Origin of the sequence: Microbacterium sp. str. 'China' (assembly GCF_002993305.1) — a bacterium.
GTDB lineage: Bacteria > Actinomycetota > Actinomycetes > Actinomycetales > Microbacteriaceae > Microbacterium > Microbacterium paraoxydans.
Map to the genome: position 1 here is coordinate 2785329 of NZ_CP027434.1, position 12398 is coordinate 2797726.

Below are 12398 nucleotides of genomic sequence, written 5' to 3' on the forward strand. Positions count from 1 at the left end.
CCCGGGCCCGGGGCCCGTGCGCGGTGTCAGCTGGAGCGCTCGGCGAGGGTCTCGGCGAATCGGGTGAGCGCTTCGCGCACGGTGCCGCGCGGAAGTGCGGTGAGGGCGTCGATCGCCTCCTGCGTCCACGCGTGGGCGAGCTCGAGGGTCTTCTGGGTGACGACGTGGTCGCGGAGCTCGTCCAGCGGTCCGTCGAGGATCGCCGGGTCGGCGCCGTCGGCGATGAGGGCCACGCCGTCGTCGATGCGGGCGGCGAGGTCGGCCGCGGCGTCGTCGCCCTCCGCCTTGAGCAGGAGGTACGGCATGGTCGGGACACCCGCGCGCAGGTCGGTGCCCGGGACCTTGCCCGTCTCCTCGGGCTTGGCCGACAGGTCGATCACGTCGTCGAGGAGCTGGAAGGCGACGCCGATCTTCTCGCCGTAGACGCGCAGCGGCTCCTCGTACTCCGCGGGGGCGTTCGAGAAGATCACGCCGCCCTGGGTGGCCGCGGCGATCAGCGAACCGGTCTTGTCCGCGAGCACCTGGATGTAGAACGCGATCGGGTCGTCGTCCGGCTGCGGACCGAGGGTCTCGTGCATCTGCCCGAGGACCAGGCGTTCGAACGTGTCGGCCTGGAGCCGGATGGCCCGCTCGCCGAGCCGCGACATGAGCTGGCTGGCGCGCGAGAAGAGGATGTCGCCGGTGAGGATGGCGATGTTGTTGCCCCACACCGTCTGCGCGGCGGGGACACCGCGGCGGCGGTCGGCGCCGTCCATGACGTCGTCGTGGTAGAGCGAGCCGAGGTGCGTGATCTCCAGTGCCTTCGCGACGTCGATCACCTCTCGGGTGTTGCCGTCGCCGAGCTGCGCCGCGAGCAGCGTCAGTACGGGGCGGATGCGCTTGCCCCCGGCCTCGTACAGATAGCGGCTGGCGGCGTCGGCGAGGGGGTCGGCGACACGCACGTCGTCCGCGAGCCCGGTCTCGACCAGCTCCAGTCCGTCCTCGATGGTGCGGGCGATGCGACGCGCGGCGGGACCGACGAAGACGCGATCGCTGAAGCCGAGACGGCTCGCGAGTCGCGAACCCGGGGCGCTGGGGCTCGAAGTCACGCTCCCAGCCTACCTGCGTCGGGTGCCGCCGTTCGCGCCGTGCTCACGCGGGCTTGCGCGCCCGGTGCAGGGCCACGATGCCGAAGGTGAGGTTGCGGTAGGCGACGTCCTGCCAGCCGGCCTCCCTGATCCATGCGGACAGCCGCTTCTGGTCGGGCCAGTCGCGGATCGACTCGTTCAGATAGTCGTAGGCGTCGCCGTTCGTTCCGGCGACCCGGGCCACGCGCGGGAGCACCTGCGCGTTGTAGAACCGGTAGGCCCCGCGGAAGAGCTTCCCCGGAGGGGTGGAGAACTCGTTGATGACGAGGCGGCCGCCCGGCTTGGTCACCCGGTAGAGCTCACGCAGCGCCTTCTTCGGGTCGTTCACGTTGCGCAGGGCGTACGACATCGTCACCGCGTCGAACTCGTCGTCCGCGAACGGCAGGGCGGTGGCATCCGCCTGCACGAACGAGAGGTTGCGCATCGCTCCGTGGCGGCGCTGGCCCTCGGCGAGCATGCCGGGCGAGAAGTCCGCTGCGACGACCTGCGCGCCGCTGCGGGCGAGGGAGGCGGAGGAGGACGCCGTGCCCGCGCCGAGGTCGAGGATGCGCTCCCCCGGCTTCGGGGCGACGGCGCGGGTGGTCGCGGCCCGCCAGAGCGCGTCGTTGCCGAACGTCATCGCGGTGTTCGTGCGGTCGTACCCGGCGGCGACCTGGTCGAACATGCCGCTGACGCGGGCGGGGTCCTTGCCGAGATCGGCGCGGTTCTTGTCGTTCGCGGTCACGCGTCCAGTCTAGGCGCGAGGTCCAGCGCTTCGAGCCGGTCCAGCCAGGGATCGGCCGTGGCGTCGTCGAACGGCGCCGTGCGTTCCCTGACCCTCGTCTCGAGGTCGAGCGCCAGCTCCTCCAGATGCCGCATGACGGGGGCCGGGTAGCCGTAGCGGGCGCTGTGCTCCGCCCATTCGTCGCGGTCGTCCACCCAGGTGCCGCGCTCCCCCTCCACGCGGACGACGTCGAGGTCCATGTCGATCCCGGTCGCGAGCAGCGGGTCGTCCGACCACCGGACATCCCACCCGAGGTCGATGTAGATGCGCATCCCCCGGGGGTGGCGGCGATTGACGGTGAGCGCGAAGTCGGCGCTCGGCGGGACGAGGGTGACGTTCGGCGTGGCGGCGTGGAACTCGGCTCCCGGGCGGGCGCTGTGCCAGCCGGCGGGCTGCCCCACCCAGTCTCCCCATCGATCGGCACCGAGGTACACGCACTCGTGGCGCCAGTGCGGCGACCCGTCCCACTTGCGCCACTGGAAGATCATCTCGGCACCGGCTGCGGGACGCGCATCGCTCATCCGCCCACCCTACGTCCGCGGAATAGGCTGGAGTCGTGCAGCACACCCCCCTGGTCGTGGAGACCCGAGAGATCGACCCGGTCGAAGACCTCCTCTCCTTCGCGGACCCCGCCCGCCCGCTCGCCTGGTTCCGCCGCGGCGACGGGATCGTGGCGGTGGGCGAGCCGTTCGCCGAGCTCCGCCCGTCGGCCGAGGAGGGGCGCACCCGCACCGAGACCCTCGCGGCGCACTGGCAGGGTCTCGCGGCGGCGGCCGCGGTCTCCGACCCGCTGCGACTCCCCGGAACCGGACTCGTCGCGTTCGGGGCCTTCACCTTCGACGAGGACTCGCGCGCCGACAGCGTGCTCGTCATCCCGTCGCGGATCCTCGGCCGCCACGGCGACCGCTTCTGGGAGACCCGCATCCGCCGGTCCGACGACGAGCGTGCGCCGGGTGCCGTCGAGCCCGCGGAGTACGGACCGCACTGGGCGGGGACCGTGGGCCCCGGAGCGCAGAGCCCCCAGGGCTACCAGGACGCCGTGCGGGGCGCGCTGGACCGCATCGCGGACGGCGAGCTCAGCAAGGTCGTCCTCGCCCGCGACCTCCAGGGCACCATCCCCGCGGGCTCCGACCTGCGGCGGCTCGTCCGCGCGCTCGCCACCGGGTACCCGGACACCTGGGTCTTCGCCGTGGACGGACTCATCGGCGCGAGCCCGGAGACCCTCGTCACGGTGCAGGACCGGACGGTGACCGCGCGCGTGCTCGCCGGGACGATCGGACGCGGGGCCGACGCCGACGCGGACACCGCCGCGTCCGCGCACCTCGCCTCCAGCACCAAGGACCTCGACGAGCACCAGTACGCCGTGCAGAGCGTGCTCGCATCCCTCCGCCCGTACACCAGGGCCCTCGCGGCGAGCGAGCAGCCCTTCCTCCTCAAGCTGCCCAACCTCTTCCACCTCGCGACCGATGTGGAGGGCGAGCTGGAGGACGGTCGTTCCGCCCTCGACCTCGTGCGCGCACTCCATCCGACCGCAGCCGTCGCCGGCACCCCGACACCGACGGCCATCGCCGCCATCCGGGAGCTCGAGCCGTTCGACCGCGGGCGCTACGCCGGACCGGTCGGCTGGGTCGACGCGGACGGCAACGGCGAGTGGGCCATCGCCCTGCGGTGCGCGCAGTTCACGACGACGGAGGACGCGATCACGGTCACCGCCTACGCCGGGGCCGGGATCGTCGCCGGATCGGATCCGGAGAGCGAACTTCTCGAGACGCGGGTGAAATTCCGTCCCCTCGTCGACGCGCTGGCCTGACGTCCGCCGCGGTCAGCTCGCGGCGAGGCGCTTCTTCTCGGCCTCGACATCGAAGTCGGCGACCGGCCACTGTGGATCGATGTCCTCGAGGGCTGCGAGCAGCAGCTCCTGCACGGCCAGCCGCGCGTACCACTTCGCGTTCGCCGGCACGACGTACCAGGGCGCAGCCTCGGTGGAAGTGCGATCGAAGACGGTCTGGTACGCCTCCATGTACTGCGGCCACAGCATCCGCTCGTCGACGTCGCCCGGGTTGTACTTCCAGTGCTTGTCCGGGCGCTCCAGGCGCTCCATCAGCCGCGCCTTCTGCTCCTCCGGGGAGATGTGCAGCATGACTTTGACGATGCGGACGCCGGAGGCCGCGACGCGCTCCTCGAACGCGTTGATCGCGTCGTAGCGCCGCTCGATCTCGGCGGCGTCGGCGAGCTGCCGTACTCGTCCGATGAGCACGTCCTCGTAGTGCGAGCGGTCGAACACCCCGATGAACCCGGGCTCCGGCAGTCTCTTCTCGACGCGCCACAGGAAGTCGTGCTGCCGCTCCTCCGCCGTCGGCGCCTTGAACGCGGCGAGCGCGACGCCCTGCGGATCGACGCCCCCGACCACGTGCCGGACGATGCCGCCCTTGCCTGCGGAGTCCATCGCCTGCAGGACGAGCAGCACCGCGTCCTGCGCCGTGCCCACCCGGCTCTCGGCGAACAGCCGTTCCTGCAGGTCGTTCAGGCGCTCGAGACCCGCGTCGAGGTCGGCCGTGCCGCGGGACTTGCCGTGGTCATAGCCGGGCTTGCTGTCGGGGTCGACGTCGGCGAGGCGGAAGCCGGGCCGCACCCGCAGGTTCTGCGTCCAGGTGTGCGCGTTCATACGCACATGATGCCAGTCACCGCGGCAGCGGCACCTCGATGATCTGGCGACCGCCGCGCGGCGTCGTCAGCGCCTGGTCGAGAGCGGTGCGCGTGGTGACCCGCTGATACTCCCAGCCGTAGGCGAGCGCGAGGTGCTCCAGGCGCACCCCGTGCGGGGTGTAGAACACGCGATCGAGATGTGCGGCCGGCGCGGTGCCCGCCACCTCCAGGCCGTCGAAGATCGTCCCGCCGCCGTCGTTGCCGACGATGACCTGGAGGCGCGGCTCCCTCTCGTCGCTCGGGAACAGCAGCGCACCGACGTCGTGGAGGAACGCGAGGTCGCCGAGCAGCACGCGGGTCACGCCGGGGGCCCCGGCGGCCTGACTGGCGACGGCGATACCCGTGGCGGTGGCGATCGTGCCGTCGATCCCGGCGAGTCCGCGGTTGGCGTGCACGGGGACCTTCTTGCCGCCGAGCACCTCGTCGGCGACGCGGACGAGGCGCGACGATCCGAAGACCAGACGGTCATGCGGCCAGGTGGCCCGCCACACCGCATCCACGAGGCGCTCCCGGTCGAGCGGGCGTCGCACCGCGTCGAGTTCCGCGCGCACGGCTTCACGACGGGCGGCGAAGTCGGTGGAGGAGAGCCCCTCGGTGTCCGGGGCGTTCTCGCTGAGATCAACGGCCTCATCGGCGGCGGCCCGCATCCACGCGCCGAGCCACTCCCGGTCGGTCTCCCCCTGGGCGACCGTGACGGCCGCGACGGCGCGCGTGCGGTGATTCAGATTCAGCTCCTCGCCGCCCTTGCGGACCGCGATCACGTCCACGTCCGCGCGGGAGAGCAGCCGTGCGGCCTCGCGGCTGAGCGTCGGGTGTCCGAGCACGACCACCCGTTCGACGCGTCCGCCGAGGTCGTCCCGGGACAGCAGCCGACGATACCCGTGCACCACCTGGCGTCCGAAGCGCGCGCCGCTGACGATCTCCGCGATGAGCGGCCACCCACCGGCATGGGCGATCTCCTCCGCCGCGGCACCCGCATCGGCGCCCGCGAGGACCACGGTGCGCGGCCCGCGCTCCAGCGCGAACGCCTCCGGCTCCGGCAGGCGCGGCGCCTCCCCCGGCGTCAGCGTCCGTGTCGGCATCGCACCCGACAGCGGCTCGCGGGACGGAAGGTTCAGGTGCACGGGGCCGGCGACGCCGGGAAGGCCGGACTCGGGCTCCGCCGCTCCGAGCGCGAGGCCGACCACGCGCGCGGCGAGGCCGTCCCACGTGCCGTCTCCGGGGACGGGCGCGTCGAGCTGCGCACGGACCCAGGGGTGGAACAGCCCCTCCTGGACGGTCGCCTGATTCGCCCCGACTCCCCGCAGCTCGGGAGGCCGGTCCGCGGTGAGCAGCAGCAGCGGCACCCCGGAGTGGAAGGCCTCCATCGTGGCCGGGAGGAGGTTCGCGACAGCCGTGCCGCTGGTGCATACGAGCGCGACGGGGACCCGGGTCTCCCGTGCGATGCCGAGGGCGGTGAATCCGGCGACCCGCTCGTCGATCCGCACGTGCACGCGCAGCGCGCCCTCGTCGGCGAAGGCCGCCGCGGCGAGCGCGAGAGCCTGCGACCGCGAGCCGGGAGACACCACGACATCACGGACGCCGTGGGACACGAGGTCGGCGAACAGGGAGGCCGCGGCCTCCATCGCCGGCGACGACGTCACGGGCGCGGATCCGCGGCGGGCGGCTCGTCGGTCTCCTCGTCGAGCCGCGCGAGCTCCTCCTCGAGACGACGGATGCGGGCGTCCTGCTCCGCCTTGCTGATGCTGCGGAGGAACGCGGGGTCGTCGTCGGGGGCGACGGTGCGCGGCACGCCCTGGTCGTTGGCCCGGCGACGGCCGATGACGAACCAGAGGATCCCGCCGATGACGGGGATGAGGACGACGATGGCGACCCAGGCGGCCTTGGGCACGCCCCGGTGCCGCGTCGCCGGCTGCACGGCACAGTCGACGATGCTGTACACCCAGAACACGGCGGCGAGGAAGCCGCCGACGATCAGTAGTCTCGCCACCCCTCCAGTGTAGGCATGTCGGGGTCGGACGGGCCCGGGGCGGGCAAAGCGTCCGTTGCTAGACTGCGCGGGACATGCCGCCCCTCGCCCCCGTCCCGACGCCGCGAGCGCGCGCCGAGCGGATCCTGCAGAGCCGGATCGTCATCGCCGTCGGCCTTGCGCTCCTGCTCGTCGTCGGCGCGTGGTCGGCCTCGCACGGGACGGCGGATGCGCACGCGACCCTGTGCCTCGCCCCGGGCGTCTCGCAGCCGGTCGACACCTCGGCTGCGGGACCGGTCACCGAGGTCGCACCGGCGGATCCGGCCGCCGCGGCGGCGTGCGCGGCGGCAGCTCTCTGCTGCGTCGCCCTCGTCCTTCTCTTCCGGCACCTGCGCACCAGAAGCGGCCTGCGGTTCCGCGATCTCCTCCCCCGGGCGACCACACGGTTCCGCGCCGGCCCCCGCCCGTTCGTGCCCGCGGTCTCGCTCATCCAGCTCTCCATCTCCCGCACCTGATCCGACGCCGGTTCCAGCCGCCTCCGCGGCACCTCTCGTCGTATCACCCGTGTTTGGAGACCCCATGAAGACCCCCGTCAAGGCGACCCTGATCGCCGTCGCCGTCGCCGTCGTGCTGCTCGTCGTCGGCATCGTCTATGCCCTCAGCCAGCAGCCCGCGCAGCCCGACCCCGAGGCCGGCGAGAAGCTGCCCACCGTCCGCACCGACTCCCACGTGCTCGACGAGGGCGGCCCCGACGCCGTCACGGTCGTCGAGTTCCTCGACTTCGAGTGCGAGGCCTGCGGCGCGTTCTACCCGATCGTGGAGGAGTTGCGCGCCACCTACGACGGCGACATCCGGTACGTCACCCGGTACTTCCCCCTGCCCGGGCACGTGAACTCGACGCAGGCCGCTCTCGCCGCCGAGGCCGCCGCGCAGCAGGGCCGTTTCGAGGAGATGTTCCACATGTTGTTCGAGACGCAGGCGCAGTGGGGCGAGCAGTCGGCGGAGACACCCGAGGTGTTCCGCGCGTTCGCCGAGGACCTCGGCCTCGACCTGGCCGCGTACGATGCCGCGGTCGCCGATCCGGCGACCCTCGCCCGTGTGCAGCAGGACAAGCGCGACGGCGAGCGGCTGGGCGTGAGCAGCACGCCGACCTTCTTCGTCGACGGCGAGAAGGTCGAGCTCGTCGAGTGGAACGACCTGGAGGAGGCGATCGCGAAGGCCGTCGCCGAGTGATCCGGTGGGTGGGGTCGCCGTGCGGCGGCCCCACCTCTACGCTGAGCGCATGACCTCGGAGCGCCCCTCGTCGGCCCGCCTCCTGTTCGGGGCCCTGCGGACCACGCCGGCGACGCTGACGATGATCGGTCTCGTGCTGCTCACCGGCGTGATCTGGCAGGGGCTGTGGCGGCCGTTCGAGGACTCGGCCCTCTTCCCCGCCGTCGCCTACGGGCTGCCGAGCCTGGCCGAGGGCAAGTGGTGGACGCCGGTCACGGGGACGTTCTTCGTCAATGAACCCTGGGTCTACCTCTTCACCATCGCCGGGTTCTGGGGCATGGGCTTCCTGGAGCACCGTCGCGGCACGCGGGTCGCCGTCGCCTACTTCGCGGTCGGACAGCTCTTCGCCGTCTTCGCCACCGCCCTGTTCCTGCTGCTCGTGTCGCAGCTGCCATGGGCGTGGGCGCAGACCCAGGCGCAGGCCCTCGACGTCGGCGCATCCGGGGGCACCATGGCCTGCATCGCCGCCGCCGTCGGGCTGTTCCGTCCGCCGTGGCGGGTGCGCGCGTGGCTGGTGCTGCTCGGATTCGTGTTCGTCGCGATGATGTTCTGGGGAAAGCTCGCCGACCTCGAGCATCTGTTCGCGGTGCTGCTCATCCTCTTCGTCGACCGGAGCCTGCGCGTGCGGCGCACGACGGTCCGGGAGCAGCGGCTGATCGCCGTGATGGCCGTGCTCACGCTCGTGGCCATCGAGATCATCACGGTCCTCGTGCCGACCGATGGCCCGTTCGGCCCCACGGACCCGGCGTCCGGCGGGTTCATCGACACGGCGATCGACGTCGCTGTGATCCTGTTCATCGCGAACGGCCTGCGGCGCGGTCGCCGCTGGGCGTGGGTCGTCGCCGTCATCCTCGGACCTCTCAACGTGCTGGCCGCCACCCTCGTCCTGGTCCTCATCATCCTCACGAGCGAAGCGCAGCTCGAGACGGTGATCGACGCGGAGACCGAGCTCACGCTCGCCACGGGCGTGCTCTGGGCACTGGTGCTGGTCTACCTCGTCGCGGTGCGGCGGGCGTTCCGCGCTCGCCGCTCGACCGGAGTCGGCCGGCAGCCCGCCCCGACGCCGGACGAGCTCCGCCGCGAACTGCGGGCACATGGCGGCGGCACGCTCTCCTGGATGACGACGTGGGAGGGCAACGGCTATGCCCGCGTGGACGGCGGGATCGTCGCGTATCAGCGTCGCAACGGCGTCGCGCTGGCGCTCGCCGACCCGATCGGGCCGGCGGAGTCCCGTGCGACGGCAGTGCGCGGCTTCATCCGCACGGCCGAGGACGCCGGCCTCGTGCCGTGCTTCTTCAGCGCGGACGAGGCGACGAGGGAGGCCGTCCCGGAGACCTGGCGCAGCCTCGTGGTGGCGGACGACACGATCGTCGACCTCCCCGGCCTCACCTTCACCGGCAAGCGCTGGCAACCGGTGCGCTCCTCCCTCAACCGGGCGGGGCGGGAGCAGATGACCTTCCGGCTCACCCACCTCGCCGCGGAGACCTGGGGACTGCGGCAGCAGCTCCGCGCGATCTCCGAGGCATGGGTCGGCGACAAGGACCTACCGGAGATGCGGTTCACGCTCGGGACCCTGGAGGAGGCGGAGGACCCCGAGGTCCGCCTCGCGCTCGCTATCGCTCCGAACGGCGACGTCGACGGCTTCCTGTCCTGGCTGCCCGTGTACGGGGAGGGCGGGGTGGTGCGCGGCTGGACCCTCGACCTCATGCGACGCCGCGAGGGCGGCTTCGGACCGGTGATGGAGTACCTGATCGGCGCCTCCGCCCAGCAGTTCTCGGAGGAGGGCGCCGAGATCATGTCCCTCTCCGGCGCTCCGCTCGCACACGACTACCCGCCGGACGCGGGGGTGATCGCCGCGTTGAGCGAGCGCCTCGCCGACGCGCTCGAGCCCGTCTACGGCTTCCGCTCGCTGCACCGGTTCAAGGAGAAGTTCCACCCCCGCTACGAGACCATGTACCTGCTCTTCCGCGACGAGAGCGACCTCACCCGCATCGGCGGCGCCCTCACCCGGGCCTTCCTCCCCGATGCCACGCTGCGGCAGTTCGCCGGGGCGGGGGTGGAGCTCGTCCGCGGGGAGCGCTGACCCCCGCGGACCCTGGACGCCGCGCCGGGTCCTTCTGCTCAGACCCGCGCTTCGGCGACGCCGACGGCGTCCTGCGTCTCCGAGACGGGACGCTTCGCGGTGTTCGCGATATGCGCTCGCGCGACGACGAATGCGGCGACGACCATGATCCCGACGCCCAGCCAGTACGGCGCGGCATGGCTGACCGCGGTGTAGAGGGCGGCCGCGATCAACGGGGCGATCGTGCCCATCGCGGCGTTGAGGGACTGCGTGGCGCCTCCGAGCCAGCCCTGCTCGTCGTCGCCGACGGCGTTGGACATCGCCCCGTCCATCGCGGCCTGCGACGCGCCCTGACCGGCGGCGAGCAGGAGCGCCCCGACGATGAAGAGCCACGGCTGGGCGAGCAGGGAAGCCACGACCGCGAGACCGGCGAGACCGACCGCCTGCGCGGTGATGGCGCTGACGATCACGCCGCGCTCCCCCATCCGCGGCAGCAGGATGCCGAGCAGCACGCCCTGGATGAGGATGTCGATGATGCCGACCCCCGCCGTGAGCAGGCCGATCTGCGTCGGTCCCCACTGGATGGCGTCGAGGGCGAGCACGCTGAAGTTGTTCACGAAGAACCCGAACGGCAGCGCGAGCAGTGCGAACGCGATCATCAGCCCGCGGAGCTCGGGCCGACCGAACGCGGTACGGAACACGCCGAACGGCTGGACGTCGCGGAGAGCGATCCGGGCGATGCGGTTCTCCGGCCGCAGGCTCTCCGGCAGCAGGAAGATGCTGAGGACCGCGATCGTGAGACCGACCGCCGCGGTGAGGAACACGGGCAGGCGCAGGTCGATCGCGGCGAGCAGACCGCCGATGGCGGGGCCGATCATGGTGCCGATCCCGGTCAGCGCGCCGAGGAGCCCGAAGCGCTGCGCGCGCTTCTCGGGTGGCGTGATGTCGGCCAGGTAGGCGAACAGGGCGGGAAGGTCTCCCGCCGTCAGCCCCTGGATGACACGCGCGAGCACGAGCACCCAGATCGCCCCACCCAGGCCGAACAGGGCCATCGAGAAGGCCGCTCCGAACGCCGCGACGATGATGACGGGTCGTCGTCCGAATCGGTCGGAGAGCCGCCCGAGGAGCGGTGCGGCGAGGAAGGCGCACAGTCCGTTGACCGCTTCCAGCACCCCGACCCAGAGGGCGAGGTCGTCTTCGTGCGCGACGTACTGCAGCACGACGAACGGCAGGACAGGAAGGACGACGGTCATGCCGATGACCGTGAGCATCGTCAGGACGACGAGCATGACCCAGGCGCGGCCGGCGCCGCGAACGGGGAGATGAGGTGAAGTCATACCGAAAGTGTAGCGATACCAGTTTTGGTGTCAATACAGTTTTGGTTCGGATGCGCGATAAGGTGGCCGCATGACGACGCCCCCACCCCCGGGCCGCCGCGAGCGCAAGAAGGCCGCGACCCGCAAGAACATCTCCGACGTGGCCACCCGGATGTTCCTGGAGCGCGGATTCGACAACGTGAGCATCCGCGAGGTCGCCGACGCCGCCGATGTCTCCCCCACCACCGTGTTCGCCCACTTCCCGCAGAAGGAGGCGCTCGTCTTCGACGAGGACGACGAGCAGCGCGATCGCCTCGTCTCGGCGGTGCGCGACCGGCCGACCGGCGTGACGATCAACCGGGCCATCCACGACTTCTATGCGGCCGAGGTCGGCGCCAACCTCGACGAGCACGGTGACGACGTGGCCCGCGTCTTCCTGCGCTTCCTCAACGACACGCCGGCGCTCCGCGACTACGCGTCGAAGATGTGGCTGCGCCATGAGGATGCGCTCGCCGCGGCCATCGCCGAGGAGCTCGGCATCCCGACCCCCACCCCCGAGGTCCGGGTGTACGCGCGGTTCGTCCTGCAGATGCAGATCCTCGTCACCGAGAGCGACGACCAGCAGGCGGTGCTCGACGCCGGCTCCGCTCTCCTCGAAAACGGCTGGGCCCCGATCGAGGAGCGGCTCACCGGCTCGCGGAGCGCACAGACGGGTCCGGACGTCAGTCCTCGCGGGGGCGCCGCCGCAGGCTCTTGACGTCGGTGCGGCGGTGCTTGGCCGTCAGCCGCCGCTCCTTCGACCCCCGACTCGGCTTCGTCGCCCGCCGGGCGGGCGCCGGCGGACGCACCGCCTCCGCGACGAGGGCGGAAAGCCGATCCCGCGCAGCTTCCCGATTGCGCAGCTGCGCGCGGTGCTCGGACGCGGCGATCGTCAGCACGCCGTCGACCAGCCGTCCGCCGAGCCTCTCCAGGATCCGGTCGCGCTGCGTCGGCGACAGGGCCGCGGAGTTCGCCGCATCCCAGACCAGCTCCACCCGGGAGTCCGTGGTGTTCACGCCCTGACCGCCGGGCCCCGACGATCGCGAGAACCGCCACGACAGTTCGGCCTCCGGGATCGTCAGCCCCGCGGACACCCGGAGTCCGGGGCGAGGGGCGGAAGGCATACCTCCATCATCCGGGATGA

General features: G+C 72.0%; 13 protein-coding genes. 5 read left to right on the forward strand and 8 right to left on the reverse strand.

Going from position 1 to position 12398, the window contains the following annotated elements:
• Positions 1-26: 26 nt before the first annotated feature.
• The 3 genes from C6C15_RS13550 to C6C15_RS13560 are packed head-to-tail and all read right to left on the reverse strand — an operon-like array spanning position 27 to position 2411.
• On the reverse strand, positions 27-1088 hold the full coding sequence (locus C6C15_RS13550) for a polyprenyl synthetase family protein (protein ID WP_105950335.1): 1062 nt from the start codon (positions 1086-1088) through the stop codon (positions 27-29).
• A gap of 43 nt (positions 1089-1131) precedes the next feature.
• Positions 1132-1851 carry a class I SAM-dependent methyltransferase gene (locus C6C15_RS13555; protein WP_025102427.1) on the reverse strand — a complete coding sequence of 240 codons (720 nt, stop codon included), beginning with the start codon at positions 1849-1851 and terminating at the stop codon, positions 1132-1134.
• Positions 1848-2411: a DUF402 domain-containing protein gene (locus tag C6C15_RS13560; RefSeq protein WP_105950336.1), complete on the reverse strand. Its 564-nt coding sequence runs from the start codon at positions 2409-2411 to the stop codon at positions 1848-1850. The genes C6C15_RS13555 and C6C15_RS13560 overlap by 4 nt, the downstream gene beginning before the upstream one ends.
• A gap of 35 nt (positions 2412-2446) precedes the next feature.
• Between C6C15_RS13560 and C6C15_RS13565 the strand changes: the two genes are divergently transcribed.
• Complete coding sequence (locus C6C15_RS13565; protein WP_105950337.1) at positions 2447-3700, forward strand: isochorismate synthase; 1254 nt, start codon at positions 2447-2449, stop codon at positions 3698-3700.
• A gap of 12 nt (positions 3701-3712) precedes the next feature.
• Here the strand turns inward: C6C15_RS13565 and C6C15_RS13570 are convergent, their stop codons facing one another.
• Genes C6C15_RS13570 through C6C15_RS13580 form a run of 3 tightly spaced genes read right to left on the reverse strand, consistent with a single transcriptional unit; the run spans position 3713 to position 6586 of the window.
• On the reverse strand, positions 3713-4555 hold the full coding sequence (locus C6C15_RS13570) for a polyphosphate kinase 2 family protein (RefSeq protein WP_060921231.1): 843 nt from the start codon (positions 4553-4555) through the stop codon (positions 3713-3715).
• A gap of 16 nt (positions 4556-4571) precedes the next feature.
• Complete coding sequence (gene menD / locus C6C15_RS13575) at positions 4572-6221, reverse strand: 2-succinyl-5-enolpyruvyl-6-hydroxy-3-cyclohexene-1-carboxylic-acid synthase (protein ID WP_105950829.1); 1650 nt, start codon at positions 6219-6221, stop codon at positions 4572-4574.
• A 14-nt stretch (positions 6222-6235) separates the two neighbouring features.
• Entirely contained in the window at positions 6236-6586 is a 351-nt protein-coding gene (locus tag C6C15_RS13580) for a PLD nuclease N-terminal domain-containing protein (protein ID WP_025102432.1), read from the reverse strand.
• Positions 6587-6660: 74 nt separating this feature from the next.
• On the opposite strand from C6C15_RS13580, the gene C6C15_RS13585 reads away from it, so the two are divergent.
• The 3 genes from C6C15_RS13585 (at position 6661) to C6C15_RS13595 (ending at position 9920) form a co-directional block, all read left to right on the forward strand.
• A complete protein-coding gene (locus tag C6C15_RS13585; protein WP_025102433.1) occupies positions 6661-7080 on the forward strand; it encodes a hypothetical protein in 420 nt (139 codons plus the stop codon).
• A 64-nt stretch (positions 7081-7144) separates the two neighbouring features.
• Complete coding sequence (locus C6C15_RS13590; RefSeq protein WP_105950338.1) at positions 7145-7798, forward strand: DsbA family protein; 654 nt, start codon at positions 7145-7147, stop codon at positions 7796-7798.
• Between the two features lie 49 nt (positions 7799-7847).
• Positions 7848-9920, forward strand: a complete 2073-nt coding sequence (locus tag C6C15_RS13595) for a bifunctional lysylphosphatidylglycerol flippase/synthetase MprF (protein WP_105950830.1) — start codon at positions 7848-7850, stop codon at positions 9918-9920.
• A 38-nt stretch (positions 9921-9958) separates the two neighbouring features.
• Here the strand turns inward: C6C15_RS13595 and C6C15_RS13600 are convergent, their stop codons facing one another.
• A complete protein-coding gene (locus C6C15_RS13600; protein ID WP_234024153.1) occupies positions 9959-11236 on the reverse strand; it encodes an MFS transporter in 1278 nt (425 codons plus the stop codon).
• A gap of 70 nt (positions 11237-11306) precedes the next feature.
• Between C6C15_RS13600 and C6C15_RS13605 the strand changes: the two genes are divergently transcribed.
• On the forward strand, positions 11307-11972 hold the full coding sequence (locus tag C6C15_RS13605) for a TetR/AcrR family transcriptional regulator (RefSeq protein WP_025102437.1): 666 nt from the start codon (positions 11307-11309) through the stop codon (positions 11970-11972).
• Here C6C15_RS13605 and arfB read toward each other — a convergent pair.
• Positions 11938-12378, reverse strand: coding sequence for an alternative ribosome rescue aminoacyl-tRNA hydrolase ArfB (arfB, locus tag C6C15_RS13610; RefSeq protein ID WP_105950339.1), 441 nt, complete (start codon positions 12376-12378; stop codon positions 11938-11940). The two genes, C6C15_RS13605 and arfB, sit on opposite strands and share 35 nt — an antisense overlap.
• Between the last annotated feature and the right edge of the window lie 20 nt (positions 12379-12398).